The 24540-nt window shown below is 66.6% G+C and carries 25 protein-coding genes; 17 read left to right on the top strand and 8 right to left on the bottom strand.

Annotated features, from left to right (window positions below):
• Positions 1-24: 24 nt before the first annotated feature.
• The 3 genes from OE647_RS17275 to OE647_RS17265 all read right to left on the bottom strand — a co-directional run bounded on the left by OE647_RS17275 (position 25) and on the right by OE647_RS17265 (position 2740).
• Entirely contained in the window at positions 25-711 is a 687-nt protein-coding gene (locus OE647_RS17275) for an AAA family ATPase (protein WP_263723011.1), read from the bottom strand.
• A gap of 1 nt (position 712) precedes the next feature.
• Positions 713-1780 (bottom strand): AI-2E family transporter, encoded by a 1068-nt coding sequence (locus tag OE647_RS17270; protein WP_263723010.1) that lies wholly within the window; start codon positions 1778-1780, stop codon positions 713-715.
• A gap of 180 nt (positions 1781-1960) precedes the next feature.
• The gene (locus OE647_RS17265) at positions 1961-2740 is read right to left on the bottom strand and encodes a hypothetical protein (RefSeq protein ID WP_263723009.1); all 780 of its coding nucleotides are present in this window, start codon (positions 2738-2740) and stop codon (positions 1961-1963) included.
• A gap of 618 nt (positions 2741-3358) precedes the next feature.
• Here OE647_RS17265 and OE647_RS17260 point away from each other — a divergent pair.
• From OE647_RS17260 to OE647_RS17235, 6 genes are all read left to right on the top strand, one after another.
• Positions 3359-3886 (top strand): serine O-acetyltransferase, encoded by a 528-nt coding sequence (locus OE647_RS17260; protein WP_263723008.1) that lies wholly within the window; start codon positions 3359-3361, stop codon positions 3884-3886.
• A gap of 23 nt (positions 3887-3909) precedes the next feature.
• Positions 3910-5469, top strand: coding sequence for an AMP-binding protein (locus OE647_RS17255; RefSeq protein WP_263723007.1), 1560 nt, complete (start codon positions 3910-3912; stop codon positions 5467-5469).
• A 63-nt stretch (positions 5470-5532) separates the two neighbouring features.
• Positions 5533-5769: an acyl carrier protein gene (locus tag OE647_RS17250; RefSeq protein ID WP_263723006.1), complete on the top strand. Its 237-nt coding sequence runs from the start codon at positions 5533-5535 to the stop codon at positions 5767-5769.
• Positions 5770-5784: 15 nt separating this feature from the next.
• Positions 5785-7023: a type III PLP-dependent enzyme gene (locus OE647_RS17245; protein ID WP_263723005.1), complete on the top strand. Its 1239-nt coding sequence runs from the start codon at positions 5785-5787 to the stop codon at positions 7021-7023.
• A gap of 106 nt (positions 7024-7129) precedes the next feature.
• On the top strand, positions 7130-8467 hold the full coding sequence (proS, locus tag OE647_RS17240; RefSeq protein ID WP_263723004.1) for a proline--tRNA ligase: 1338 nt from the start codon (positions 7130-7132) through the stop codon (positions 8465-8467).
• Positions 8468-8564: 97 nt separating this feature from the next.
• The gene (locus OE647_RS17235; protein WP_263723003.1) at positions 8565-9056 is read left to right on the top strand and encodes a DUF2937 family protein; all 492 of its coding nucleotides are present in this window, start codon (positions 8565-8567) and stop codon (positions 9054-9056) included.
• A 1-nt stretch (position 9057) separates the two neighbouring features.
• Here the strand turns inward: OE647_RS17235 and OE647_RS17230 are convergent, their stop codons facing one another.
• Positions 9058-9639, bottom strand: coding sequence for a carboxymuconolactone decarboxylase family protein (locus tag OE647_RS17230; RefSeq protein WP_263723002.1), 582 nt, complete (start codon positions 9637-9639; stop codon positions 9058-9060).
• A 117-nt stretch (positions 9640-9756) separates the two neighbouring features.
• Between OE647_RS17230 and OE647_RS17225 the strand changes: the two genes are divergently transcribed.
• The 3 genes from OE647_RS17225 to OE647_RS17215 all read left to right on the top strand — a co-directional run bounded on the left by OE647_RS17225 (position 9757) and on the right by OE647_RS17215 (position 12184).
• Positions 9757-11043 (top strand): lipoprotein-releasing ABC transporter permease subunit, encoded by a 1287-nt coding sequence (locus OE647_RS17225; RefSeq protein WP_263723001.1) that lies wholly within the window; start codon positions 9757-9759, stop codon positions 11041-11043.
• The gene (locus tag OE647_RS17220; protein WP_263723000.1) at positions 11036-11713 is read left to right on the top strand and encodes an ABC transporter ATP-binding protein; all 678 of its coding nucleotides are present in this window, start codon (positions 11036-11038) and stop codon (positions 11711-11713) included. Before OE647_RS17225 ends, OE647_RS17220 begins: the two co-directional genes overlap by 8 nt.
• A gap of 66 nt (positions 11714-11779) precedes the next feature.
• Positions 11780-12184 carry a c-type cytochrome gene (locus OE647_RS17215; RefSeq protein ID WP_263722999.1) on the top strand — a complete coding sequence of 135 codons (405 nt, stop codon included), beginning with the start codon at positions 11780-11782 and terminating at the stop codon, positions 12182-12184.
• On the opposite strand, the gene OE647_RS17210 is transcribed toward OE647_RS17215, so the two are convergent.
• Positions 12181-12627: a DMT family transporter gene (locus tag OE647_RS17210; RefSeq protein WP_263722998.1), complete on the bottom strand. Its 447-nt coding sequence runs from the start codon at positions 12625-12627 to the stop codon at positions 12181-12183. The genes OE647_RS17215 and OE647_RS17210 overlap by 4 nt on opposite strands.
• A gap of 130 nt (positions 12628-12757) precedes the next feature.
• On the opposite strand from OE647_RS17210, the gene OE647_RS17205 reads away from it, so the two are divergent.
• From OE647_RS17205 to OE647_RS17190, 4 genes are all read left to right on the top strand, one after another.
• A complete protein-coding gene (locus OE647_RS17205; RefSeq protein ID WP_263722997.1) occupies positions 12758-13159 on the top strand; it encodes a c-type cytochrome in 402 nt (133 codons plus the stop codon).
• A gap of 205 nt (positions 13160-13364) precedes the next feature.
• Positions 13365-13985 carry a 30S ribosomal protein S4 gene (rpsD, locus tag OE647_RS17200; protein ID WP_263722996.1) on the top strand — a complete coding sequence of 207 codons (621 nt, stop codon included), beginning with the start codon at positions 13365-13367 and terminating at the stop codon, positions 13983-13985.
• A 202-nt stretch (positions 13986-14187) separates the two neighbouring features.
• The gene (hisC, locus tag OE647_RS17195) at positions 14188-15273 is read left to right on the top strand and encodes a histidinol-phosphate transaminase (RefSeq protein ID WP_263722995.1); all 1086 of its coding nucleotides are present in this window, start codon (positions 14188-14190) and stop codon (positions 15271-15273) included.
• Complete coding sequence (locus OE647_RS17190; protein WP_263722994.1) at positions 15270-16193, top strand: prephenate/arogenate dehydrogenase family protein; 924 nt, start codon at positions 15270-15272, stop codon at positions 16191-16193. The genes hisC and OE647_RS17190 overlap by 4 nt, the downstream gene beginning before the upstream one ends.
• On the opposite strand, the gene OE647_RS17185 is transcribed toward OE647_RS17190, so the two are convergent.
• Entirely contained in the window at positions 16190-17155 is a 966-nt protein-coding gene (locus tag OE647_RS17185; protein ID WP_263722993.1) for a DUF2125 domain-containing protein, read from the bottom strand. The genes OE647_RS17190 and OE647_RS17185 overlap by 4 nt on opposite strands.
• 71 nt (positions 17156-17226) lie before the next feature.
• On the opposite strand from OE647_RS17185, the gene OE647_RS17180 reads away from it, so the two are divergent.
• The 4 genes from OE647_RS17180 (at position 17227) to OE647_RS17165 (ending at position 21186) form a co-directional block, all read left to right on the top strand.
• The gene (locus OE647_RS17180; protein WP_263722992.1) at positions 17227-17781 is read left to right on the top strand and encodes a gamma-glutamylcyclotransferase; all 555 of its coding nucleotides are present in this window, start codon (positions 17227-17229) and stop codon (positions 17779-17781) included.
• Between the two features lie 72 nt (positions 17782-17853).
• The gene (locus OE647_RS17175) at positions 17854-19071 is read left to right on the top strand and encodes a biopolymer transporter ExbB (RefSeq protein ID WP_263722991.1); all 1218 of its coding nucleotides are present in this window, start codon (positions 17854-17856) and stop codon (positions 19069-19071) included.
• A 3-nt stretch (positions 19072-19074) separates the two neighbouring features.
• Complete coding sequence (locus OE647_RS17170; RefSeq protein WP_263722990.1) at positions 19075-20697, top strand: peptidoglycan -binding protein; 1623 nt, start codon at positions 19075-19077, stop codon at positions 20695-20697.
• Between the two features lie 102 nt (positions 20698-20799).
• A complete protein-coding gene (locus tag OE647_RS17165) occupies positions 20800-21186 on the top strand; it encodes a RidA family protein (RefSeq protein ID WP_263722989.1) in 387 nt (128 codons plus the stop codon).
• 55 nt (positions 21187-21241) lie between these two features.
• On the opposite strand, the gene clpA is transcribed toward OE647_RS17165, so the two are convergent.
• Complete coding sequence (gene clpA / locus OE647_RS17160) at positions 21242-23563, bottom strand: ATP-dependent Clp protease ATP-binding subunit ClpA (protein WP_263722988.1); 2322 nt, start codon at positions 23561-23563, stop codon at positions 21242-21244.
• 190 nt (positions 23564-23753) lie between these two features.
• Positions 23754-24521, bottom strand: a complete 768-nt coding sequence (gloB, locus tag OE647_RS17155) for a hydroxyacylglutathione hydrolase (RefSeq protein WP_263722987.1) — start codon at positions 24519-24521, stop codon at positions 23754-23756.
• Positions 24522-24540 lie beyond the last annotated feature (19 nt).

The raw sequence follows: 24540 nt of genomic DNA, 5'->3' as shown, positions 1-24540 counted from the left end.
CTTTGTAACGGTTGCATGACCGTATCATTGACCGCCCGCACCGAGACTGTCCAGCACCTCTGCCGCGAGCTTTTGTCCTATCGGCCGCCCCTGCGAAAGCGCCTGCACGTCAAGCCGCGCCGCGATATCGCGGGCCGCTGCAAAGGACCGGTCCATCCGGGCGACCAGCCAAGGGATCAGCGTTGCGGGCACGCGCAACTGGCGGTCGGTGAAATGCTTGACCAGAACCGCCGCCAGCAGCGCGTCATCGGGGGCCTCAAGCACCGCGATCTGTGTGGCATGCAGGCGGCTTGCCAGGTCCGGCAGCGCGAAGCGCCAATGGGCCGGGGCGCTGTGTGCGGTCAGCAACAACGGCCGGCCCTCGGCCAGCGCGAGGTTATGCAGGTGAAAGAGCGCGGTTTCCGCGGCGATCGTGCCGGCGATGCGGTCGGCATCCTCCACCACGACGGCCGGGGCCTGCGCAAGGCGCGCGACTTGGGCCCCGGTCAGGTCCCCGGACTGGACGATCAGCGCCCCGGTCGCGGCGGCGAAGACTTGGGCCAGATGGGTCTTGCCTGCGCCCTCCGGCCCGACCAGCAGCATTTTTCCCTGTGGCCAGGCGTCGGGGGCGTCCAGCACGGACAGGGCCAGCGCATTGGCGGGCGAGACGAAGAAATCCTCGCGTCCCAGTGCGGGGCGCACCGGCAGATCGAAAGTCAGCTGCCGTGACATCTCAGTTCTCGTCCCCGCCGCTCAGGCCCTGGTAAAGGCGGCTGTCGCGGTACTGGGCGACGGCGAAGCGCGCCAGCACTCCCATCGAGGCGGCCACGGGCACCGCCACGAGCATGCCCACGAAGCCAAAGACCGTGCCGAAGGCCGAAAGCGCAAAGAGCAGCCAGACCGGGTGCAGCCCGACCGAGTTGCCGACGAAGCGCGGGGTCAGAACGTTGCCCTCCAGGAACTGGCCGGCGGCAAAGACCCCGGCGACCGCGCCAATGTGGCCCCATTCGCCCCAGAACTGGAAGAACGCGAGACCGACCGCCAGGGCCCCGCCCACGAGCGCGCCCACATAGGGGATGAAGGTGATGAGCCCCGCGATCGCACCGACGATCAGGCCGAAGTCCAGTCCCACGAGCATCAGAGCGGCCGAATAGAAGGTCCCGAGCGTGACGCAGACCGATACCTGTCCGCGCACGAAACCCGCAAGCACGCGGTCGATGTCGCGGGCGATGGAGCGCACCACCTCGGCATGGTCGCGCGGGATCCAGCTGTCGACCGTCGCCACCATCTTGTCCCAGTCCAGCAGGAGGTAGAAGGCGACGACCGGCACGACGACAAGGAACAGCAGCGCGTTGATCAGCGACAGCGCGGAGGACAGGACGCCGGAGGCAAGCTTGCCGCCTTGCGACTTGATCGTCTGGCCGATCGATTGCAGCGTCTCGTGAACGACGCTCTGGGTGTCGAAGAGTTGCGGGAAGTGTTCGGTCAGGAAGGCCTGAAGCTGCCCGAAGATCGTCGGCGCCGCATTCACCAGCTGGGCCAACTGGCGCGCCAGCGTCGGCAGGATCAGCAGCGCCAGCAGAACAAAGACCAGCAGCGCCACGACGGAAATCGTCGCCGTCGCCGCGGTCCGCGACAACCCCAGCCGTTCGAGCCGGTCCGCGACCGGGTCAAGGAAATAGGCCACGGCCCCGCCGACCAGGAAGGGCAGGATCACATCGCCCAGAAACCAGAGCGCGGCAAAGAAGACCGCCAGCGCGATCCCCCAGTATTTCGCCTGTTGCCGGACGGGCAGGGCCATCTGTCACTCCTTTCCCCTCTCATGGCCGAAGCTCGTGCGCGCCGCAAGTCGCAACTCGGCCCAGACAAGGATGCCCGCGCCGCCGGGCAGCGCGGTTGGGTGGCCCATGCGGCGCTTGAGGCGCGAAGAAGGGCGCTCCGCGTCGCGGCCGACGCCCGTCGCCGGCGGATCAGCCCGCGGTTACGCGGTCCCGTCTCGCCCGGACGCCACGGAGGGGTAGCTAAACCCTGCCCGCCGTTCGAGGTCGAGGTCGAGATTGGCGAGGATGAAGGCGCGATCCTCGGCGGAGATTTCCTTCACCCTGCGCTCCGGGGTGTCCGCAAATCGGTTCCACGGCCAGCCAAAACGCCCTTTCGGCACCGAGACCTCCGCCGGTTCGGGCAGTCCGTGCAGGCGCGCGACGTCCTGCACGACGCCGCCGGGGTTGGCGACGATCCGGTCATGCGCCCAGTGAACCACCTTCACACCGCGTTCGGAGAGACCCAGCAGCCCCTCCATCTTCCAGCGGCGCAGTTCGAGCAGGTTCTTTGGCGGCTTGCCGGTCAAGGGGTGCCTGTCCTGCTGGAGGATCTGCCCGTTCAACGGATCATCGGTCGCCAACATGAACTTCTTGTCGAGGAAAGTGCGCCACTCGGCCCGGATGAAGTTCGAAAAGGACAGATCGTAGAGGTCGGGTTCCGCGTGCCAGGGCTTTTCGTACATGCTGAGCAGCCAGCCGAAGACCTCGCGGTAGACGGCCACGAAGACGACATCGTCCGGCGCCGCGATGAAGCTGGGAAACCCGTGTTTCCAGCCGAAGGCCTGGCAATCGCGGACCGGCAGGCTCTGCAGGATCAACGCCTCGGTGAAGTTGGTGCCGGAGCAACGTTCCCCGATCACCTGCACCTTGGGCTTCCCGAGACGTCGGAACTCGCCGAGCGTCTGCCTGAGGCGGCGCTGGACATAGGGGCTCCAGATCATCGCGCGGCCCCCGGTCGCGGTTCGGGCGCGGCGTGGCGGCAAAGGCCCCGATGCCGCCCGATGGCGGCGGGACGCGCCACGGCGCGCAAGGCCGTGATGGCAGTTCGGGATGCGGGTCGTCCCGCCATGATCGCTTCACCCTCTTCGGTGCAGGTGGCACAAGGCCGTTTTCCGGCAATCACAGCGCCGGGGCAAGACGTTGCTGGAAAATCCGGGAATGGCGCATCGCATTGTTTCGGTATGCGCACAAATACGGCGGCTGTCCCGCCATCGTCTATCGGGGCTGATGTCGCGGTGTTTCGCGTCGCCAAGGTTGCTTCTTGTCTCTCAGTGGCGCCGGAACGGTCTCTTCCGGGCATGGCAAAATTAGCTGGCTCGCTGTGGTGTTGGGTATTTTTTATATATTTTTCATAATCTTGTAGGGGTCCGACCCAAAGTCTAAGGTATCCGCTGCACTGGGGGCGGCGCAAGGGTGCGTCCCCCTGCGGGTCTTGTCCCGTCTGGGCGCCCCCCGATCTGCGTTGACACCGGAAAACAGAAATCTGAAACATAGTTGGTCACGATTGCGTACCGTCGCCTTGCTGAAGGAGAGCGGGCATTTTTGGGTGGAAGTAGCGGATGTTTGATACTCTTCGTGCGGATTATCGACGGCACAGGGGCGAAGGGGCGGCATTCGTCGCGTTGACCACTTACCGCTTCGGCCACTGGGCGCTGAGCCTCGGCAATCCCGCATTGCGTTGGGCTTTGCTGAAGGTCTACGGCCTCACGCATATGTTCGTCGCCAACATCACCAAGATCTGGCTGCCCCCGGAGATGATCATCGGCGAGGATTTCCATATCATCCATGGGTCAGGGTTTCTGGCCCTTCATCCGGATGTGGTCATCGGGGATCGATGCGGAATCATGCATAATGTGACCATCGGCACGAACATGGTCGGGGGCGTTCCACGGATCGGTGATGATGTATTCATCGGCGTCAACGCGACCATACTCGGACCTATCACGATCGGTGATCGGTCGAGGATCGGCGCCAACGCCGTGGTCGTTACCGATGTGCCGCCGGATTCCATCGTCCAGGCCCCGCCGCCGCGGATCTATCCAAGTCTTTCCATGAAAGCCATGAAGGCATCGCGCCCTTCGCCGTGAACCGGCCCGCCGGGAGGCATTTCGTGAACGCTCTGACGACGACCTTTTACCAACTTCTGTCGGACAACCTCGCGGTTCGTCCCGGCAAGACGGCGCTTGTCGATCCCAAGCGCTCCGTCGACTACGCCACGCTTCATGCCGAAGTCGACCGCGTTGCCGCGTATCTGGCGGGCCAAGGCATCGCGCGCGGCGACCGCGTCATCGTGCATCTTCGCAAGAGCATCGAGGAAGTGGTGGCCATGCTGGCCGTGGCGAAGGTGGGCGGTGTCATCGTGAATGTGAACGCTCAATGGACGCTTGACCAGCTTGGCTACGTCGCCGAGGACTGCGGCGCGGTAATGGTCCTGACGGACGGCCGCGCGGCCGCCGCAATGGCCAAGGCGGGATTTCCCGCCAGGGTTCGCCGCGCCCTTGCGCTTGAGCTCAAGAAAGACGCGGAGGGGTTCGACGACTGGCGGGACCTGCCGGAGGCGACCGCGCGCGAGGTTCCCGTGCTCGACACCGACCTTGCGATGATCATTTACACCTCCGGCTCCACGGGGCGGCCGAAGGGTGTCATGCTGTCCCACCGCAACATCATCGCGGGCGCGCGCTCGGTCGCCCGCTATCTGCGGCTGTCGGAGGACGACCGCCTGATCAGCATTCTCGTCTACAGTTTCGACGCGGGGCTGAACCAGTTGACGACGATGCTCCTGCTTGGCGGGACGGTGGTGCACCAGCCGGTGATGATGCCGGCGGAGATCGTGCGGACGATGGTCCGGCACGAGGTGACGGGCCTTGCCGGGGTGCCGCCGCTGATAAATCCGATCGTCCGGTTCCTGCGCGACAATCCCGTCGCATTGCCTTCGCTGCGGCGGGTCACGAACACCGGCGGCCGGATTCCGCCCGACATCCTGGATCTGATGCCCGGCGTGTTCCCGGGCGCCGACATCTACCTCATGTACGGCCTGACGGAGTCGTTCCGCTCGACCTTCCTCGCGCCGGAGCTTTTTCAGGCCAAGAAAGGCTCCATCGGCAAGGCGATCCCCGGTGCCGAGGTCTTTGTCATCAAGGAAGGCGTCGGAATCGCCGGACCGGGGGAGCAGGGCGAGCTTGTCCATCGTGGCCCCTTGGTCAGCATGGGCTACTGGGGCCGCCCGGACCTGACCAACGAAAAGATCCGGACCTGCCCGGAGCTGCGCCACCTGATCGGAGACGAGAAGGTGGTCTACAGCGGTGACATCGTCAGGGTCGATGAGGATGGCGATCTCTGGTTCATTGGGCGCAACGACGCAATGATCAAGACGAGCGGCTTCCGCACCAGCCCCGATGAGATCGAGGATCACATCTACAGCAGCGGCATCGTCGCCGAGGCCGTCGCCTACGGTGTCGAGGACGGGGATCTTGGTCACGCGGTCCACGTTGCGGTCACGCCGCTTGAGGGCTACGACAAGGATCGACTGATCGAGCATTGTTTCCGCACCATGCCCAGCTACATGGTGCCCAAGCAGATCCGGCTATGGACGGCCGCCATGCCGCGCACGGCGAGCGGCAAGCTCGCGCGCCCCGAGATCGTCAGGATCAGCCGGAGCCAACAGGACTAGGCCGATGAATTGTCAGGTGGAAGGACAGGACGTGCATATGAATGAGACTGCGGGTGCCCGCCAATGACCCTGCGAATGGATGAACTCGTCGATTACCTGACCCGCATGCTCGAACCCGACGAGCCGATCGAGCCGGAGACGGAGCTTTTTTCCTCTGGGCTGCTGGATTCCGTGCTGATGGTCGGCCTCATCATGTTCATCGAACAGAAGTGCGGTATCCAGGTGCGCGCGGAAGACGTGACGCTCGACAATTTCGACACGCCCGCGCGGATCGAAAGATATGTCGAAAGCGTCGGATAGGTCGTGAACGGTAGAATGTTGGAAGCCTGCGCAGATGATGCCGCCCTTGCCCGGGTGGCTGCCGAGTTCGGGACCCCGTCCTACGTGTATGTCACGGACAGGATCGAGCAGCGCATCGCCGAGTTGAAGGCCGGCTTCGGCGATCGCTTTGCGTTGAGCTACGCGGCCAAGAGCAACCCCAATCCCGAGCTTCTGCGCTGGCTTTCGACCCGGATCGACACGCTCGACATCTCCTCCATCGGTGAAATGCGGCTGGGGCTGAGGGGGGGGTGGACCGCCGATCGGATGAGCTTTACCGGCCCCGGCAAGCGCGACGCCGAACTGCGCGAGGCCGTCGAGGGCGGCTTGGGCGAGCTGATCGTCGAATCCCTGGACGAGGCGATCCGCGCGGACCGGATCGCGGCCGAGGCCGGCCGTGTGCAGCACATCCTGGTACGGATCGCGCCCGACCGGGTGCCGAAGGGGTTCGGCGACCAGATGGCGGGCCGGCCAAGCGCCTTCGGGATCGACTGCGAGACGATCCACGAGGAGCTTCCGCGCATTCTCGCGCTCAGGAACCTGCGTCTGATCGGGCTGCACATCTATTCGGGGACGCAATGCCTGGTCCCGGGCGCGATCTGCGAAAACTACCGGATCTTCATGCAGCTCTTCTCTGAAATCTGCGCGCGCCACGACATCCATCCCGAAAAGCTGGTCTTCGGGTCGGGCCTTGGCGTGCCCTATTTCGAGAACGACACGCCGCTTGATCTGGCGGCCACGGCGGGTGGCATCGCGGCGGAGCTCGACGCATTCCGCGCGCAGCCGAGGTTCCGTAAGGCCCGGCTGGTACTGGAACTCGGCCGTTATCTGGTCGGCGAGGCGGGATACTTCCTGACCGGCGTGACCACCATCAAGGACTCGCGCGGGACGCGTTTCGCGATCTGTGACGGGGGGATGAACAACCATCTGCCAGCGTCGGGAAACTTCGGCATGGTGATCCACCGGAACTACCGGATGCACCGGGTCGGCGGCGGCGAGCCCGCCCGCAAGGTCAACCTTGTCGGGCCGCTCTGTACGCCGCTGGATCGGATCGGCGTCGGGGTGCACCTTCCGGAACTCGCCGTCGGCGACGTGATCGCGGTTCACAACAGCGGCGCCTACGGGCTGACCGCCAGCCCGCTCCACTTCATCAGCCACGAACCGCCGCGCGAGATTCTGCTGGAGGGCGGACAGGCGCGGGACGTGACGCGGGCCCTTGGCGATACCGCCGCCTAGCGCGTCGCCGAAGTCTTCGCGATCCGGCGGAAGGTGGCCGCCTTGCCTGCGTGAGCGCTTTCGCATAATCCCTTGGCTAACCGAAGCCACAGGATGCGAGCCGTTCATGCGCCTTTCCCGCTATTTCCTCCCCGTCCTCAAGGAAAACCCCGCCGAGGCGCAGATCGTCAGCCACCGCTACATGCTGCGCGCGGGCATGATCAAGCAGCAGGCGGCGGGCATCTATTCCTGGCTGCCACTGGGCTTCCGCGTCCTGCGCCGGATCGAGGAGATCGTGCACCAGGAACAGGTGCGCGCGGGCCATATCCCGCTCTTGATGCCGACGCTGCAGCCCGCCGACCTCTGGCGCGAAAGCGGCCGGTACGACGATTACGGCGAAGAGATGCTGCGCATCAGGGATCGCCACGGGCGCGACATGCTCTACGGTCCGACGAACGAGGAGATGATCACCGACATCTTCCGCAGCCACGTGTCCTCCTACAAGGACCTGCCGCTGACGCTTTACCACATCCAGTGGAAGTTCCGCGACGAGGTTCGCCCGCGCTTCGGCGTGATGCGCGGGCGCGAGTTCCTGATGAAGGACGGCTACAACTTCGATGTGGACCGGGATGCGGCGCTGCACGCCTACAACCGCCACATGGTCAGCTACCTGCGCACCTACGAACGCATGGGCCTGACCGCGATCCCGATGCGCGCGGCCTCAGGCCCCATCGGCGGCGACAACACGCATGAATTCCTGGTGCTGGCGCAGACGGGCGAGTCGGAGGTCTTCTACGACGACCGCGTGACCGGGTTGAAGCTTGGCGCCCGCGATATCGACTACGACGACCGCGATCAGGTCGCGAAGGTCTGCGAGGAGTTCACGACCCTTTACGCGCGCACTGACGAAACCCATGACGAAGCGGTGTTCGACCAGGTCCCGGAGGCGCATCGCAAGGTCGGGCGCGGCATCGAGGTCGGGCAGATCTTCTACTTCGGCACCAAGTATTCAGAGGCCATGGGCGCGACCGTCGTGACCAAGGACGGCAGCCGCGTGCCGGTCGAGATGGGCAGCCACGGGATCGGCGTCAGCCGCCTTTTGGGCGCGATCATCGAGGCGAGCCACGACGACAAGGGCATCATCTGGCCCGAGGGCGTCACGCCCTTCCCGGTCGGGATCGTCAACCTCAAGCAGGGCGACGGGGCCGCGGACGCGGCCTGCGAGGGGCTTTACAAGGCGCTGCGCGCCCAGGGGCTGGAGGCGCTTTACGACGACCGCGACGAGCGCGCGGGCGCGAAGTTCGCGACGATGGACCTGATCGGCCTTCCCTGGCGCATCACCGTCGGCCCGCGCGGTCTGGCCAATGGCGTGGTCGAAGTCACCTCGCGCCGCACCGGCGACAGCGAGGAGATGAGCCCCGAGGCGGCGGTGGCCCGCATCGCCCAGATCTACGCGGGGCGCTAAGGCCGAGACGGCTGGCATGGCCGGGGGCGCGTCAGAAACGGCTCGCCTCCGGTCCGATTTGCGCTAATCTCGGCTTGGGCGGATCGGGATGCGCGCGATGCTGAGAATGTTGAGCCTTGCGGGGGGAATGGCGGGCGCGCTGGCGTTGTCGCAGTTCCCCGAGTTTTCGCAGCAGTATCTCCAGCGCTTGGCGGGCAAGGTCGATGCCCTGGACCGCGTGGCGGCCGAATTCGACGCCTCTGCCCAGGCCGCAGGGATGGACCGGGAACAGGCGTTGGTCTCGCTGTCGGGTAATGCCTTCGCCGGGCTCCATCAAAGCGACATGCGATCCACCTTCACGGAACTGGACCGGCTGCGCTCCGATCTGGCGCTGTTGCGCGCCGCCGGTCCGGTTGAGCGCACGCTGCTGCCGCACCGCTTTCTTGACGTGGAAACCTTTGCCGCGACCTGGGGCGACTTTCAGCCCGCGGTTCCCGCGACCACGGCGGGCGTGGCAACCGGCGCCATGGGCTATGTCGGCGGCTGGGCCTTGGTCAGCATCCTGATGTCGATCCTGACAACGCCTTTCCGGCGGCGGGCGCGGGTCTGACCTACCCGGCGATCGGGCGTCCCACGGTCAGCGCCCTGCGCAGGCTCTCCTCCATCCCGGCATAGGTCGCGTCGGGAAGGGTGCCGAGCGCATCGAGCAGCTTCGAAAAGAAGCAGCGTGCCGCAGCCGTTGCTGCGATGTCGAAGATTTCCTCCTCCATCAGGCCGAGTTGGCGAAGCCCGTCTATATCGCCTTGCGTGACGGAGGTCGCGTCCGTGGCGATCTTGGCGGCATAGGCCAGGATCGCGCGCTCGGCGGGGGACAGCGCCTCTGAATCACCCTCCGCGCCGATCTCGCGCAGCGCCTCGGCAGGCAATCCGTCCTTCAGCAACACGCTGCCATGTGCAAGCAGGCAATAGGACGACCGGATCGCCCGCGCCGCGCCGAGGGTGGCGTCGTAGCGGCGCGGGTCCTGACGGGCCTTCACGGCCTCAAGAAGGGCCGACCACCCGGCCAGCAGGGCGGGATTGAGGCTGAAGAGCCGCGCCCAGTTCGGCAGCGGCCCCGCCGCGGAGAGCCGCTCATACAGATCCGCAACGGCGCCGGTGGCGGCCTCCGGGGGTGTCGTGTGCACAAAGCTCATGGATGGCCCTCCGATCTGATGGCAGGTTACCGCGAATTGATCCTGCCGCGCTACCGGCCTGCTTGACCTTTCGCGCCCGCCCCGCCACCTTGCGCCGGCTTTCGCACCGGAGCCCGCATGGCACAGGCCACCCGTCCCTTCGCCCCTTTCGAGTTCATGATCGCCTGGCGCTACCTGCGCGCCCGCCGCGCCGAAGGCGGCGTCAGCGTCATGACCTGGATCAGCCTTGTCGGCATCGCGCTGGGCGTGATGGCGCTGGTCGCCACGCTGGCGGTGCGCTCGGGCTTTCGCACCGAATATGTCCAGACCATCCTCGGCGCCAATTCGCACGCCGAGATCGGCGCCTACCCGCAGGCGATGGACAATGGCATCGTCAACATCTCGATCCCCGATTACGCCGAGGTGACCGCGCGGATCGAGGCCATTCCCGGCGTCACCCGCGCCAATCCGCGCATCGCGGGCTTTTCAATGATCAGCTACGGTGACCGCGCCACCGTGGGCGAAGTTCTGGGCGTGGCGCCCAACGTCCTGGCGGAGCTTCCCACCTTCCGTGGCGCGCCGGAGGCGACGGGCGACATCGGCCGGTTCGAGGCGGGCATCGCCATCGGATCGGGCATCGCGCGGGCGCTTGGGGTCATTCCCGGCGACAAGGTGAAGCTTCTCCAGCCGAACGGGGTCAAGACCGCCTTCGGCACCTCGCCCCGCGTCAACGTGTATGAGGTGACCTACATCTTCTCCGTCGGGCGCGCGGACGTGGACAGCGCCCGCATCTACATGCCGTTCGCCGAGGCGCAGAGCTTCTTCAACCGCGAGGGCGTCGCCGATCAGATCGAGATCTTCGTCGACGACCCGGAGGGCATCGATGCGCTGGTCCCCGACCTTTTGCAGGCGTCGGGGCAGGGGCGCTACGTCTGGACCTGGAAGGACCGGTCCTCGGCCTTCCTGGCGGCGCTCTCGATCGAGGATGACGTGATGTTCGTGATCTTGGCGCTGATCGTGCTGATCGCGACGATGAACATCACCTCGGGCCTTGTCATGCTGGTGAAGAACAAGGGGCGCGACATCGGCATCCTGCGCACCATGGGGCTCACCGAGGGCTCGGTCCTGCGGGTCTTCTTCCTTTGCGGCGCCTTCGTGGGGGTGATCGGCACCATCGCGGGCGTCATCCTGGGCTGCCTCATCGCCTGGAATGTCGATGGCATCATGTCGGCGGTGAACTGGGCGACCGGGGGTGGGGCCTGGGACCCCTCGATCCGGGGCATCTACCGGCTTCCGGCCGAGCTCAGGGGCTGGGACGTGTTCCGGGCGGTGGCGCTGTCGCTCAGCCTCTCGTTCATCGTGACGATCTTTCCCGCCCGCCGCGCGGCGCGCATGAACCCGGTGGAGGCGCTGCGCTATGAGTGATGTGGTGCTGGATCTTTCGGGGATCGAAAAGACCTACAACCGTGGCCTGCCGGGCCAGGTCGAGGTGCTGCGCGGCCTTGATCTGCGGGTCGCGGCGGGCGAGATCGTGGCGCTGGTCGCGCCCTCGGGCGCGGGCAAGTCGACGCTGCTGCATATCGCGGGGCTTCTCGACACCGCCGATGCGGGCGGCGTCTCGATTTCCGGGCGGGCGATGGCGGGCCTGTCCGACCGGGCCCGGACCGAGGCGCGGCGGCGCGAGGTGGGCTTCGTCTATCAATTCCACCATCTGCTGCCGGAATTCTCGGCCGCAGAGAACATCGTCCTGCCGCAACTGGCCAACGGTGTTTCCCGCGCCGAGGCGCAGGACCACGCGATGCGGCTTCTGGATCTTGTGGGCATCCTGCCCCGGGCCGGTCACCGCCCGGCGGCGCTCTCGGGGGGCGAACAGCAGCGCGTGGCCTTCTGCCGGGCGCTGGCCAACCGTCCGAGGCTGTTGCTGGCGGATGAACCGACGGGGAACCTCGACCCCGAAACCTCCGACCGGGTCTTCGCGACGTTGCTGTCGCTGGTTCGGGAAACGGGGCTTGCGGCGCTGATCGCCACCCACAACCTGGAGCTTGCCGCCCGCATGGACCGCGTCGTGCGCCTTGAGGCCGGGCGCATCATCTGATCCGGATCAAGGCGCGCCGGGGTGCGACCCTGCGACACTGGCGCCGAACCAGCCCGGAGATCTGCCATGCGCCCCGCCGTCTGCCTCCTTGCCCTGTTCCTCGGCCTCGTCGCGGGTCATCCTGCCCTGGCTCAGGAAAACGCCACCGGGCGGGAGATCTATGTGGGCGCCTGCGCCGGCTGCCACGGAGAGGAGGCCACCGGCACCGGCCCGATGTCCGAACTGCTGACGATCCCGGTGCCAGACTTGACCCGGATCTCGGAGCGAGAGGGCGGCAGCTTCCCCTGGCTCAAGGTCGTTCACCTGGTAGATGGGCGCAGCGGGTTGCGCGGGCATGGCGGGCCGATGCCGATTTTCGGCGCCGTCTTCGCGGGCGATCCGGTCGCGGCGGATGGCCCCGAGGGCACGCCGGTCATCACCTCCCGGCGTGTGCTGGAGGTCGTCGACTACCTGATGTCGATCCAGCGCTAGGCCTTCTGGCAGAGATAGACCCCGAGCGCCATCAGGCACAGTCCCGCGATCCGCGCCGGGCCGACGCTTCGCACGGCGGCCCCGAACAACCCGAACTGGTCGATCAGCGTGGCCGAGATCAACTGCCCCAGAAGCACGAAGAAGATCGCGTTGCCGATGCCGAATCGCGGCGCGACCCAGGTGATCGAGAGGACGTAGAACGCGACCAGCAACCCCGCCAGCAAGAGGTGGCGCGGCTGCGCCGGGATCAAAGCCAGCTTGCCCATCCCCCCGGTCGCCACCGTGACGATGAGGGCGGCCCCGCAGGCCACCACGAACAGAACCGTCGCGGCCGCCGCAGGGGAGCCGATGCGCCCCCCGAGCTGCGCGTTCAGCGCCGCCAGGATGGGGATGCCGATACCCGCGGCAAGCATGATGAGCGCATAGCGCAGGGTCTCGGTCATGTCGTCGTCTCCTCCCGGAACGGGGGCGAGCCTAGGGGGGCGGCGCGCCCTTGTCACGGGCTGATTCAGATCATATTGCCTTTGCTAGCGCACCCTTATCCTCGGGCGCGGAGCCAAGCGGAGGAAGCCCATGAAACCCATCCTTGCCCTGTCGGTCGCCGCGCTGGTCCTTGTGGCGGCCTGCGCGCCCGAACAGCAGGTTTCGGGCCGGTCGCTCTACCTCGACTACTGCGCCTCGTGCCATGGGGAGCGGGGTAACGGCGACGGTCCTGCGGCCGAAGGACTTGGCAAGGCGCCCGCGGACCTGACGCGGATCGCGGCCCGCAACGGCGGCACATTCGAGCGCGTGAAGGTCATGTCCACCATCGACGGGTATACGCGGCGCGGCGATCGGTCCTCCGTCATGCCGGAGCTTGGCGTCGCGCTTCAGGACGGACCGCTGGTGCTGGTCGATACCGGGGAGGGCGTGATGACGCCGACGCCCGTCAATCTTGTCGCTCTGGCCGACTACCTGGAAAGCCTGCAAGAGTAGCGGGCCAGATCGCAGGTGGTGCCCTTGACTCCCCCGCGCCGGCCTGTATAAGCCGCCCGTCCCGGGACGAAGTGCCCGGGTCATTCATTTGGTGTTGGTGGCCCCCGCAAGGGGAAGCCTGTCGCCCGCAAGGGAAAGGACAACGCCCTTCATAGCCGCCCGGCTGATCAATCGGGGGCGGCGCCTGCAACGAAGGAGATCAGCGGTGACCAAACGCACCTCTGCCAAGTACAAAATCGACCGCCGGATGGGCGAGAACATCTGGGGTCGTGCGAAATCCCCGGTCAACAAGCGTGACTACGGCCCCGGCCAGCACGGCCAGCGCCGCAAGGGCAAGCTGTCGGACTTCGGCACGCAGCTGCGCGCCAAGCAGAAGCTCAAGGGCTACTACGGCGACCTGACCGAAAAGCAGTTCCGCCGCATCTACGCCGAGGCCGAGCGCGTCAAGGGCGACACCGGTGAAAACCTGATCGGCCTCTTGGAGCGCCGCCTGGACGCGGTTGTCTACCGCGCCAAGTTCGTTCCGACCATCTTCGCCGCGCGCCAGTTCGTGAACCACGGCCATGTGACCGTCAACGGCAAGCGCGTGAACATCGGTTCCTACCGCGTCAAGGAAGGCGATGTCGTCGCCGTCCGCGACAAGTCGCGTCAGCTGGCCATCGTGCTGGAGGCCGTCGGTCTCGCCGAGCGTGACGTGCCGGACTACATCGAAGCCGACCACAACAAGATGTCCGCGACCTTCGTGCGCACGCCGGCGCTGGGCGACGTTCCCTACGCCGTGCAGATGGAACCGCACCTCGTCGTCGAATTCTACGCGAAGAACTGATCTTCGCTACTGGTTTGGAAAGGGCCGCCCTTGGGGGCGGCCCTTTTTCGTTGGGTCGCCCCGGCCCGGGCCGCCCGTGGTAGCGGGAACAGGTGCGATGGCTGCAACACTCGCCCCCTCGCGGCGGCGGCGACGCGCGTTCAGGTCTGGTCTAGCGCCCTGACGCCCGCTAGAAAGCGCGCGAAACTGCGGAGTCGCTGCCATGACCGATCCCATCCGCCCGCAGCCGGGCATTATGGACATCGCCCTTTACGAGGGCGGTGCGGCGCATGTCGCAGGCATCAGCGACGCGATCAAGCTCAGCTCGAACGAAAATCCCTTCGGTCCCTCGGACAAGGCCAAGGAAGCGTTCCAGCGCGCCGTCCACAAGCTGCACCGCTACCCGAACACCGATCACCTCGCGTTGCGCCAGGCCATCGGAGAGGCGCACGGGCTCGACCCGGCCCGCATCATCTGCGGCGTGGGCTCGGACGAGATCATCCACTTCCTGTGCCAGGCCTATGCCGGTCCGCGCGACGAGGTTGTGTTCACCGAACACGGGTTCCTGATGTACCGCATCTCGGCGATGGCGGCGGGCGCCACGCCCGTATCGGTGCGCGAGCGGGAACGGACGACCGATGTCGATGCCCTTCTGGCGGCCTGCACGCGGCGCACGAAGCTGGTGTTCATCGCCAACCCGAACAACCCGACCGGCACGATGATCGGCCCGGCCGAGGTCGAGCGCCTGGCGGCCGGCCTTCCGAAGCAGGCGATCCTTGTGCTCGACGGGGCCTATGCGGAATATGTCGAGGGGTTCGATGGCGGGGCGGAGCTGATCGCCCGCCGCTCGAACGTCTTCATGACGCGGACCTTCTCCAAGATCTACGGGCTGGGTGGGCTTCGGATCGGCTGGGGCTACGGGCCCAAGTCGATCATCGATGTCCTCAACCGCATCCGTGGCCCCTTCAACTTGTCCAGCGCGCAGCTTGACACCGCCGAGGCCGCCGTGCGCGACCAGGACCATGTGGACCGCTGCCGGGCGGAAAACACCCGCCTGCGCGCCTGGCTGGCCGAGGCGCTGGCCGAACGCGGCGTGCCCTCGGACACCTCGACCGCGAACTTCATCCTGGCCCGCTTCGCGGATGAGGCGGAAGCCGCCGCCTGCGATGCCTATCTTCAGACCCAGGGGCTGATCGTACGGCGCGTGGCGGGCTACGGTCTGCCCCACTGCCTGCGTATCACGATCGGGGACGAGGCGTCCTGCCGCCGGGTGGCCCATGCCATCGGCCAGTTCAAGGGACAGAAATGAGCCGGCCCATCTATGACCGCGTGGCCTTGATCGGGCTCGGGCTGATCGCGTCCTCGATGGGCCATGCGATGAAGAAATGGGGCCTCGCGGGCACGATCGCGGGGCATGCGCGTTCCGCCGAAACCCGTGCCGCCGCGCTGGAGATCGGCTTTTGCGACGAGGTCTTCGAAACCGCCGCAGAGGCCGCGAAGGGCGCGGATCTGATCGTCCTGGCGGTGCCCGTGGGCGCCATGGGCGCCGTCGCTGAGGAGATCGGCCCGCACCTGAAACCCGGCGCTACCGTCACCGACGTGGGATCGGTCAAGCAGGCCGTCGTTGACGCCGTTTCCCCGCATCTGCCCGAGGGCGTCCATTTCGTACCTGGCCACCCGCTGGCCGGGACCGAGCATTCGGGGCCGCATTCCGGCTTTGCAACGCTCTTCCAGAACCGCTGGCATATCCTGATCCCCGGGACCGCCGCGCCCGAGGCCGTGGCCCGGCTGCGGTCGCTGTGGGAGGCGATGGGGGCGAATGTCGATGAGATGGACGCGGCCCATCACGACCTCGTGCTGGCCGTGACCAGCCATACGCCGCACCTGATCGCCTATACGATGGTGGGCGTGGCCGACCACCTGCGCCGCGTGACCGAAAGCGAGGTCATCAAGTATTCCGCCGCGGGGTTCAGGGATTTCACCCGTATCGCGGCCTCGGACCCGACGATGTGGCGCGACGTGTTCCTGACCAACAGGGAGGCGACGCTGGATATCCTCGGCCGCTTCACCGAGGAGCTTTTCGTGCTTCAACGCGCGATCCGGATGGGCGACGGCCAGCTTCTGCACGATTATTTCACGCGCACCCGCGCCATCCGCCGCAGCATCATCGAGGCGGGGCAGGACACCGCCGCCCCGGATTTCGGCCGCACGAAACCGTCCGAGGGCTAGAGCCGTGGCGCTGGACCCAGCGCGAAGGGGCCCAGATAGACCATCCCCTGCCGCAGCGTGAAGGGCAGGCTGACGCTGTCGGGGTCTGCCGTCCCGCGCGAGATTCCGTCCAGCATCCGCTCCAGGTTCGCCGCATCGACGGGGGAAAGGAGCGCCATTTCGCGCGCGGCGTCCAGCATCTGGCGCCACTGGACCAGCTTGACCGTCAGCTTGCCTTCCGGCGTGCCCGAGGGTGTCACCTCGACCGTGCCGTCGGCCTCGGCGCGCATGTCGCCCCAGACCAGCCGCGCCTCGTCGATCTCGGCGCGGGCAAGGCGCGGCACGGTTTCGCCTGCGAACCGGTCGATGGGGCGGTCGAAGCTCAGCGTCGCATCCAGATAGGCGCGTTCGACGGGCGTTGCGCCCAACCCGGTCGGGGCGGCGCCTGTCATTTCGATCCCTGTGATCTCGACCCCGACGCGGTGCGCCCGGCCGTCGTCCGAGATCGACTGGGTGGCCAGGCGCGCCTCGGTCGCGGAGGCGCGCCAGCCCAGGGCGGCGGCCAGCGTCGGCGCCTTGACCACCATCTGCGCATGGTCGAGCGGCAGTGAGGTGTCTGCGCCGAAAAGCGCGCTTGCGCGCATGTCCTCCGCCCCCAGGTCGAAGCGCTGCCCGGCCAGCGTCACCGTCTGTTCGTGCGGCCAGACCGCGATGATCTGGTTGGGCTTGTAGGACAGCGCGAAGACCTGGAGGAACGGCGCGGCCCAGCTGATGTCCTGCCCGCGCACCTCCGGCGCCTCGACCGTCAGGTCGAAGCGCGAGGGAAAGCCCACGAGCCCGATCGAGGCGTAGTTGACCTGACCCTGATCCCGGAGCCGGCTCAGCGCCGTTTCCACCCCCGAAAGCACGGCGCGCGAGCCAACGAACCAATAGCCGCCGTAAAGGGCCGTGAGCAGAATGGCGAGTGACATGAGCTTGCGCATTGACGCCCCCTGGGGTCTTTCCTGATCCTTGCAGATGGTGTTTACAGGCCCGGCGTGGAGGGGGCCAGTGCATGAACTTCAACAGCCTGTGGGTCTTCGGCTATGGATCGCTGATCTGGGAGCCGGGTTTCGCCTATACCGAACGCGCCATCGCGCGGCTTTCGGGCTGGCATCGGTCGTTCTGCATGCGCTCGATCCATCACCGCGGCACGCCGGAGGAACCGGGGCTTGTGCTGGCGCTCGACGCGGCGGAAGGCGCGCATTGCGATGGCGTGGCCTTCGCCGTCGCGCCGGACGACGCGGAGGCGACGCTTGCCTATCTGCGCGAACGGGAACTGGTCTCCGCCGCCTATCTCGAAAGGACGCTGCCGCTGGCGCTTTCCGACGGGCGCGAGGTCGAGGCGCTCGCCTATGTGATCGACCCCGATCACGTCCAGTATTGCGGGGGCCTGGCGCTTGAGGACCAGGCGCAGATCATCGCCCGCGCGGTGGGCGGGCGCGGGCCGAACGTCGACTACCTGTGCAACACCGCCGCGCATCTGGCGGAGCTGGGATTGTCCGATCCCGACCTCGATTGGCTGGTCGCGCGGGTGCAGGCGCACCGGTCAGGCAAGCCAGGGCGCTGAGGCGCGCAACACGGGCTTGGCAGGCCCCCCGCCCCCGCCTATTGTCGGGTGGAAAGAACGGGAAGCCACCAGATGATCAAACCCGCGCGCGAGGCCGAGCCGCTGTTTTCGCAACCCGTCCGCCAGGTCCTGATGATGTTGATCGTCATCGGCCTGGTCAGCGCCGGGGCCTATTTCGCCTTTGCGCGGATCTCCCCCATCTTCCTGGCCAACCCCTATCTCAACGGGCTGATCCTGGGGGTCTTCGTCCTTGGCGTCTTGACCTGTTTCTGGCAGGTCGTGCAGCTGGTGCAGTCGGTCAGCTGGATCGAGGGCTTCGCGGGCCAGCGACCGGGGCATGAGATCACGATCGCCCCGCGGATGCTGGCGCCGCTTGCAGCGCTCCTGCGCAGCCGCAGCGCGCGCAGCAGCCATATCTCGAACTCTTCCGCCCGCTCGATCCTCGAGTCCGTCTCGGTCCGCATCGATGAAGAGCGTGACATCACGCGCTACCTGATCAACCTGCTGATCTTCCTTGGCCTGCTCGGCACCTTCTACGGCCTGGCGACGACGGTCCCGGCGGTGGTCGACACGATCCGCGCGCTCGCCCCGCAGGAGGGCGAAAGCGGGCTTCAGGTCTTTGACAAGCTGATGACCGGGCTTGAGGCGCAGCTGGGCGGCATGGGCACGGCCTTTTCGTCCTCGCTGCTCGGCCTTGCGGGCTCGCTTGTCGTCGGGCTTCTGGAACTCTTCGCGGGCCACGGGCAGAACCGCTTCTATTCGGAGCTTGAGGACTGGCTGTCCTCCTTCACCCGTCTCAGCCTTGCCGGCTCGGACGGCGAGGGCGGGGTCGATGGCGCGGGCCTTGCCGATGTCATCGACCAGATGGCCAACCAGGTGGAGGCGCTGACCGACCTGATCGCCCAGGCGGAGGCCGGCCGCATCCGGACCGACGATACGCTCTCGAAGCTCGCGCAGGCGATCCAGATGATGGCGGACAGCGCCCCCGCCGCCGCGCCACCCGCGCCCCTCCCGGACACCAGCCCGGTTCTGGCGCGGATCGCCGACGGGCAGGACAGGCTGGTCGCGCTGATCGAACGGAACGCGGCTGGGCCCGGTCTGGACGGTGGCGACGCCGAGGCGCGGATGCGCCTGCGCTCGATCGACATCCAGCTTCTGAAGATCCTCGAAGAGGTCGCGGCGGGCCGGCAGGAAGCGGTGGCGGAGTTGCGTTCAGACATCGCGCAACTGACGCGCGCGGTGCGCTCGCTCGTCCGGATCGAGCCCTCGGCCCCGCCGCGGAAGGACTAGGCCATGGCGCAGTCGAACGGACGCGGCGGCCAAAGATTCTCCACCAATATCTGGCCCGGTTTCGTCGATGCGATGACGGCGCTTCTCATGGTGCTGATGTTCGTGCTGACGATCTTCATGATCGTGCAGTTCACATTGCGCGAAACCATCGACAATCAGGACGACGAATTGGCCGCGCTGGCCGACCAGGTCGCGGGGCTTGCCGACGCGCTTGGGCTGGAGCGCGACCGCTCCGCCGCCTTCGAGGTCGAGGTGCAGGGCTTGAACGCCGACCTGAGCGCCGCGCGCAGCGAGGCTGACCGCCAATCGGTCTTGATCGCGACCCTGACGCGGCAGGTCGAGGGGCAGGCCGCCGAACTGGCGCAAGCCAGCGCGCGCATCACGACCTTCGAGGCTCAGGTCGCCTCCCTCCTGTCCGAGCGGGACAGCGCGCGGGCGGAAGTTCAGGACCTGACGGAAACGCGCGACCGGCTGCTCTCGGATCAGGAGGCACTGAACCTTGCGCTTGCCAAGGCACGGGACGAGGTCGACGCCCAGGCCGAGGCCGCCCGCCTTGCCGCCGCGCGCCGTGACGCGATGAACGCGCTGATCGCCGATCTGCGCGCGCGCGCCGAAGCGCGGGACGCCGCGCTGGCCGAGGCACAGGAGCAGTTGAGCGAGGCCGAGAAGGACCGCCTGGCCGAGGCTGCCGCCGCCGCACTGCTGCGCGAAAGGCTCAAGTCCTCGGAAGGCGAACTGACGGCGATGACGCTGGCGCTGGAGGAAAAGCGCAAGGAGGCGGAGGAGACGCTGACCCTTCTGGCCGCGGCCCAAGGCAGGGACGCCGAGGGCAGGACCGAGGCTGAGCGCAAGGCGGCCCTTCTGGCGTTCGCCGAAGAGGAGCTCGCGAAGCAGAAGGAGGTCTCCCTTGCCGCACAGCGCAACGTGGCGCTTCTGAACCAGCAACTGGCCGCTCTGCGCACGCAGCTGGGATCGCTTCAGAGCCTGCTTGACGCCTCGGCCGCGCGTGACGCCGAGGCCAAGGTGCAGATTGAAAGCCTGGGCAGCCAGTTGAACTCCGCCCTGGCGCAGGTTGCGTCCGAGCAACGCCTGCGGGCGGAACTGGAAGAGGCCGAGCGCAAACGGCTGGAGGAAGAGGCGAAATCGCTGCGTGACGAGACCAAGCAACTCGCCAGGTATCGCTCCGAGTTCTTCGGCAAGCTGTCGGAGGTTCTGGCGGGCCGCGAGGGCGTGCGCGTCGTCGGCGACCGCTTCGTCTTTTCCTCGGAGGTGCTGTTCGAAACCGGCTCGGCCCAGCTTTCGGGCGAAGGTCAGTCCCAGATCGCGGGTGTGGTGTCCATCCTTCGCGACATCTCCGACCAGATCCCGCCCGCCATCGACTGGATCATCCGGGTGGACGGCCATACCGACAATGTGCCGATCTCCAGCGGCCAGTTCCGGGATAACTGGGAACTCAGCCAGGCGCGGGCGCTTTCGGTCGTGCGTTTCATGCAGGACGACCTGGGCTTCCCGCCGCAGCGCATGGCGGCGACCGGCTTTGGCGAATATCGCCCGGTGGCCGAGGGCGATACGGCGGAGGCGCGCGCGCAGAACCGCCGGATCGAATTGAAGCTGACCGAGCGATAGGGCGCGGGACCCGCAGCCGCCCGTGGTAGGCTCGGGGCGCGCGATCCACCTCTGCCGGCAATCGGGCCGTGCCGGGGTACGGGGTCGAACAGGGAGCGCCCCATGACCACAAGATACATCGTTGCGGTGGACGGCGTGCCGCCATCGCCCTCGCCAATCAGCAATGCCGTCGTGGTCGGCAACCAATGCTGGATCAGCGGCCAGCTTTCGGTCGGCCCCGATGGAAAGTACCAGCCCGGCACTGCGGGCGAAGAGGCGGAGCGGGCCTTCGCCCATGTGTTTCGCATCGCCGAGGCGGCCGGGTTCGCGCGGTCCGAGATCGTCTATGTCGATCTGGCCTTCATCGACCTGGCGGATGTGGCCGAGGTAAACGCGCTTTACGGCGCGCTCTTCCCCGAAGGCCGGCGGCCGGCGCGCACCATCTATCAGGCGGTGGCCTTGCCCTTTGGCGGCCGGATCAAGGTCCAGGCCGTCGCGGCGCGGGTATGAGGCATGAGAAAGGGGCGGCCTTGGCCGCCCCCGTTCAACACAGGCTCTGCTGCGCCTAGTCGGCGGTCAGAAGCGGCGGCTTCGATCCGGTGATCCGGCGTTGCTGCGGCTCTTCGACCTTCAACTCGATCTTGCCGTCCTTGACCAGGACCCGCACGACCCCGCCCTTGGTGAGCTTGCCGAAGAGCAATTCCTCCGCCAGCGGCTTCTTGATATGCTCCTGGATGACGCGGGAGAGCGGGCGCGCGCCCATCTTGTCGTCATAGCCCTTCTCAGCGATCCAGTTGGCGGCCTCGGGCGACAGTTCGATATGGACATTGCGGTCCATCAGCTGCGCTTCAAGCTGCAGGACGAACTTGTCGACGACCTGCATGACGATGTCCCGCGACAGCGGCGCGAAGGAGATCACCGCGTCCAGGCGGTTGCGGAACTCCGGCGTGAAGGTCCGCTCGATCGCCGCCGTATCCTCGCCCTCGCGCCGTTCGCGGCCGAAGCCGAAGGCCGCCTTGGCCTGTTCGGAGGCGCCCGCGTTCGAGGTCATGATCAGGATCACGTTGCGGAAATCGACCTGGCGACCGTTGTGATCGGTCAGCTTGCCGTGGTCCATCACCTGCAACAGGATGTTGTAGACATCCGGGTGCGCCTTCTCGATCTCGTCCAGCAGCAGCACGCAATGCGGGTGCTGATCCACGCCATCGGTCAGCATGCCACCCTGGTCGAAGCCCACGTAACCCGGAGGCGCGCCGATCAGGCGGGAAACCGCGTGCTTCTCCATGTATTCCGACATGTCGAAGCGCAGAAGCTCCACCCCCAGGCTGTCGGCCAGTTGCTTGGCGACCTCGGTCTTGCCGACGCCGGTCGGGCCGGCGAACAGGTAGTTGCCGATGGGCTTTTCGGGCTCGCGCAGCCCCGCCCGGGCAAGCTTGATCGCCGAGCTGAGCGCTTCGATCGCCTTGTCTTGGCCGAAGACCACGCGCTTGAGCGTCCGTTCCAGGTCGCGCAGCACCTCCGCATCGTCCTTTGAGACGTTCTTGGGCGGGATGCGGGCGATCTTGGCCACCACGGCCTCGATCTCTTTCGGGCCGATGGTCTTGCGGCGCTTGGATTCGGAAACCAGGTGCTGCGCCGCGCCGGCCTCGTCGATCACGTCGATGGCCTTGTCGGGCAGCTTGCGGTCGTGAATGTAGCGGGCCGACAGGTCCACCGCCGCCTTGATCGCGTCCTTGGTGTAGTGCAGGTCGTGGTGCTTTTCGAAATAGGGCTTGAGCCCCATCAGGATCTTCACCGTGTCATCGACCGAGGGTTCGTTCACGTCGATCTTCTGGAATCGCCGCGAGAGCGCCCGGTCCTTTTCGAAGTGCTGGCGGAACTCCTTGTAGGTCGTGGAGCCCATGCAGCGCAGCTTGCCGCCCTGAAGCGCGGGCTTGAGCAGGTTGGAGGCATCCATCGCCCCGCCCGAGGTCGCCCCCGCGCCGATCACGGTGTGGATCTCGTCGATGAAGAGGATCGCGTCGGGATGGTCCTCAAGCTCCTTCACGACGGCCTTCAGCCGCTCCTCGAAATCGCCGCGATAGCGGGTGCCGGCCAGAAGCGCGCCCATGTCGAGCGAAAAGATCGTCGATCCCTTCAGCACCTCGGGCGTTTCGCCGCGCGTGATCTTCAGCGCCAGGCCTTCCGCGATCGCGGTCTTGCCTACGCCGGGATCGCCCACCAGAAGCGGGTTGTTCTTGCGGCGGCGGCAAAGCACCTGGATGCAGCGCTCGATCTCGGATTCGCGCCCGATCAGCGGGTCGACGTCGCCCTTCTTGGACTTCTGGTTCAAATCCACGCAGTATTTCGCCAGCGCGGATTCCTTGGCCTCGCCGTCGGTCTTCTCCTCGGTCTTGGCGTCCTGTTCATGCGCGCCGCTGACCGGGCGGGTTTCGCCGAAGGACGGGTCCTTGGCCACGCCATGGGCGATGAAGTTGACCGCGTCGTAGCGGGTCATGTCCTGTTCCTGGAGGAAATAGGCCGCGTTCGATTCCCGTTCCGCGAAGATCGCGACCAGGACATTGGCCCCCGTCACCTCGGTCCGGCCCGAGGACTGGACATGGATGGCGGCCCGCTGGATCACCCGCTGGAAGGCGGCGGTGGGCACGGCCTCCGACCCCTCGACATCGGTGACGAGGGTGGAGAGGTCATCGTCGATGAACTCCGAAAGCGTCTTTCTGAGCACATCGAGATCGACGGAGCAGGCCTGCATGACCTTCGCAGCCTCGGGCTCGTCGATCAGGGCAAGCAGAAGGTGTTCAAGCGTCGCAAGTTCGTGCCGTCGCGCGTTTGCCAGCGCCAGGGCCGCGTGGATTGCCTGTTCAAGCGTGGTCGAAAATGACGGCACCTGCGTGCTCCTTCTCCTCGGGGGCCGAAAGGGGCGGGCGCCCGCTTCGACCCTAGCCTCATACTCATAAGGTTTGGTGGAAACGACCGATCTTCAAGCGGTTTTCACGCCTAATCCTAGCATCGCAGCAAAAGCTGCACAAATTGTGATCGGATTGCGACTTTACGGTACCGATGCGGTGGCAATTGCCTCAGAACCGGTCCTTGCGTGCCCGGATCTCGGCGAAGCACTCCACGTCAGAGGCGCCATCCATGCCGATCAGGTGTTTCACGGCGGGCAGGTTCGCGCGCAGGAACGGATTCGTCTCCAACTCCTCGCCCAGTCGTGACGGCACGGTCGCACGGCCCATCTCGCGCGCCTCGGCCACGGCCTTGACGCGGGATATAAGCGCGGGATTGTCCGGTTCAATGGTCAGTGCAAAGCGGCCGTTAGACTGCGTGTATTCATGTCCGGAACAGACGAGCGTTTCACGGGGCAGGGCCGCAAGCTTCGACAGGCTTTCCCACATCTGCGCGGCGCTACCTTCGAAAAGGCGCCCGCATCCCAGCCCCATCAGGCTGTCCGCGGTGAAGACGACGGCGGAGTCCGGGAAATAAAAGGCGATATGGCCGACCGTATGGCCGGGCACCTCGATCACCTCGCCCGCCGACATCCCGATGCGCACGATGTCGCCTTCGGACACGGCCTCCGTCAGTGGTGGCAGCCGGTGCGCGTCGGCCGCCGCGCCGATCACCCGCGCCCCGGTCGCGGCGGCAAGCGTCTCGACCCCGTCGATGTGATCGCCGTGGTGGTGCGTGATCAGGATGTGGCTGGCCCGCCAGTCACGTTCGCGCAAGGCGTTCAGGATCGGCGCGGCCTCCGGCACGTCGACGACGGCTGTTGCGCCCGTGGCCGGGTCGTGGGCCAGATAGGCATAGTTGTCCGTCAGGCAGGGAATGGTAACGATTTCAAGGGGCATGGCGTTTCGCGCGACTTTG

The sequence above is a fragment of the Albidovulum sediminicola genome, assembly GCF_025751575.1.
Classification (GTDB): Bacteria; Pseudomonadota; Alphaproteobacteria; order Rhodobacterales; family Rhodobacteraceae; genus Albidovulum; species Albidovulum sediminicola.
This window is presented reverse-complemented; position numbering and strand designations above follow the sequence as displayed.

Excerpts from the sequence above, each read along its gene's own strand:
- OE647_RS17275 (WP_263723011.1), bottom strand. The coding sequence starts at position 711 with ATGTCACGGCAGCTGACTTTCGATCTGCCGGTGCGCCCCGCACTGGGA.
- OE647_RS17270 (WP_263723010.1), bottom strand. The coding sequence starts at position 1,780 with ATGGCCCTGCCCGTCCGGCAACAGGCGAAATACTGGGGGATCGCGCTG.
- OE647_RS17265 (WP_263723009.1), bottom strand. The coding sequence starts at position 2,740 with ATGATCTGGAGCCCCTATGTCCAGCGCCGCCTCAGGCAGACGCTCGGC.
- OE647_RS17260 (WP_263723008.1), top strand. The coding sequence starts at position 3,359 with ATGTTTGATACTCTTCGTGCGGATTATCGACGGCACAGGGGCGAAGGG.
- OE647_RS17250 (WP_263723006.1), top strand. The coding sequence starts at position 5,533 with ATGACCCTGCGAATGGATGAACTCGTCGATTACCTGACCCGCATGCTC.
- OE647_RS17245 (WP_263723005.1), top strand. The coding sequence starts at position 5,785 with ATGTTGGAAGCCTGCGCAGATGATGCCGCCCTTGCCCGGGTGGCTGCC.
- proS (WP_263723004.1), top strand. The coding sequence starts at position 7,130 with ATGCGCCTTTCCCGCTATTTCCTCCCCGTCCTCAAGGAAAACCCCGCC.
- OE647_RS17235 (WP_263723003.1), top strand. The coding sequence starts at position 8,565 with ATGCTGAGAATGTTGAGCCTTGCGGGGGGAATGGCGGGCGCGCTGGCG.
- OE647_RS17230 (WP_263723002.1), bottom strand. The coding sequence starts at position 9,639 with ATGAGCTTTGTGCACACGACACCCCCGGAGGCCGCCACCGGCGCCGTT.
- OE647_RS17225 (WP_263723001.1), top strand. The coding sequence starts at position 9,757 with ATGGCACAGGCCACCCGTCCCTTCGCCCCTTTCGAGTTCATGATCGCC.
- OE647_RS17220 (WP_263723000.1), top strand. The coding sequence starts at position 11,036 with ATGAGTGATGTGGTGCTGGATCTTTCGGGGATCGAAAAGACCTACAAC.
- OE647_RS17215 (WP_263722999.1), top strand. The coding sequence starts at position 11,780 with ATGCGCCCCGCCGTCTGCCTCCTTGCCCTGTTCCTCGGCCTCGTCGCG.
- OE647_RS17210 (WP_263722998.1), bottom strand. The coding sequence starts at position 12,627 with ATGACCGAGACCCTGCGCTATGCGCTCATCATGCTTGCCGCGGGTATC.
- OE647_RS17205 (WP_263722997.1), top strand. The coding sequence starts at position 12,758 with ATGAAACCCATCCTTGCCCTGTCGGTCGCCGCGCTGGTCCTTGTGGCG.
- hisC (WP_263722995.1), top strand. The coding sequence starts at position 14,188 with ATGACCGATCCCATCCGCCCGCAGCCGGGCATTATGGACATCGCCCTT.
- OE647_RS17190 (WP_263722994.1), top strand. The coding sequence starts at position 15,270 with ATGAGCCGGCCCATCTATGACCGCGTGGCCTTGATCGGGCTCGGGCTG.
- OE647_RS17185 (WP_263722993.1), bottom strand. The coding sequence starts at position 17,155 with ATGCGCAAGCTCATGTCACTCGCCATTCTGCTCACGGCCCTTTACGGC.
- OE647_RS17180 (WP_263722992.1), top strand. The coding sequence starts at position 17,227 with ATGAACTTCAACAGCCTGTGGGTCTTCGGCTATGGATCGCTGATCTGG.
- OE647_RS17175 (WP_263722991.1), top strand. The coding sequence starts at position 17,854 with ATGATCAAACCCGCGCGCGAGGCCGAGCCGCTGTTTTCGCAACCCGTC.
- OE647_RS17170 (WP_263722990.1), top strand. The coding sequence starts at position 19,075 with ATGGCGCAGTCGAACGGACGCGGCGGCCAAAGATTCTCCACCAATATC.
- OE647_RS17165 (WP_263722989.1), top strand. The coding sequence starts at position 20,800 with ATGACCACAAGATACATCGTTGCGGTGGACGGCGTGCCGCCATCGCCC.
- gloB (WP_263722987.1), bottom strand. The coding sequence starts at position 24,521 with ATGCCCCTTGAAATCGTTACCATTCCCTGCCTGACGGACAACTATGCC.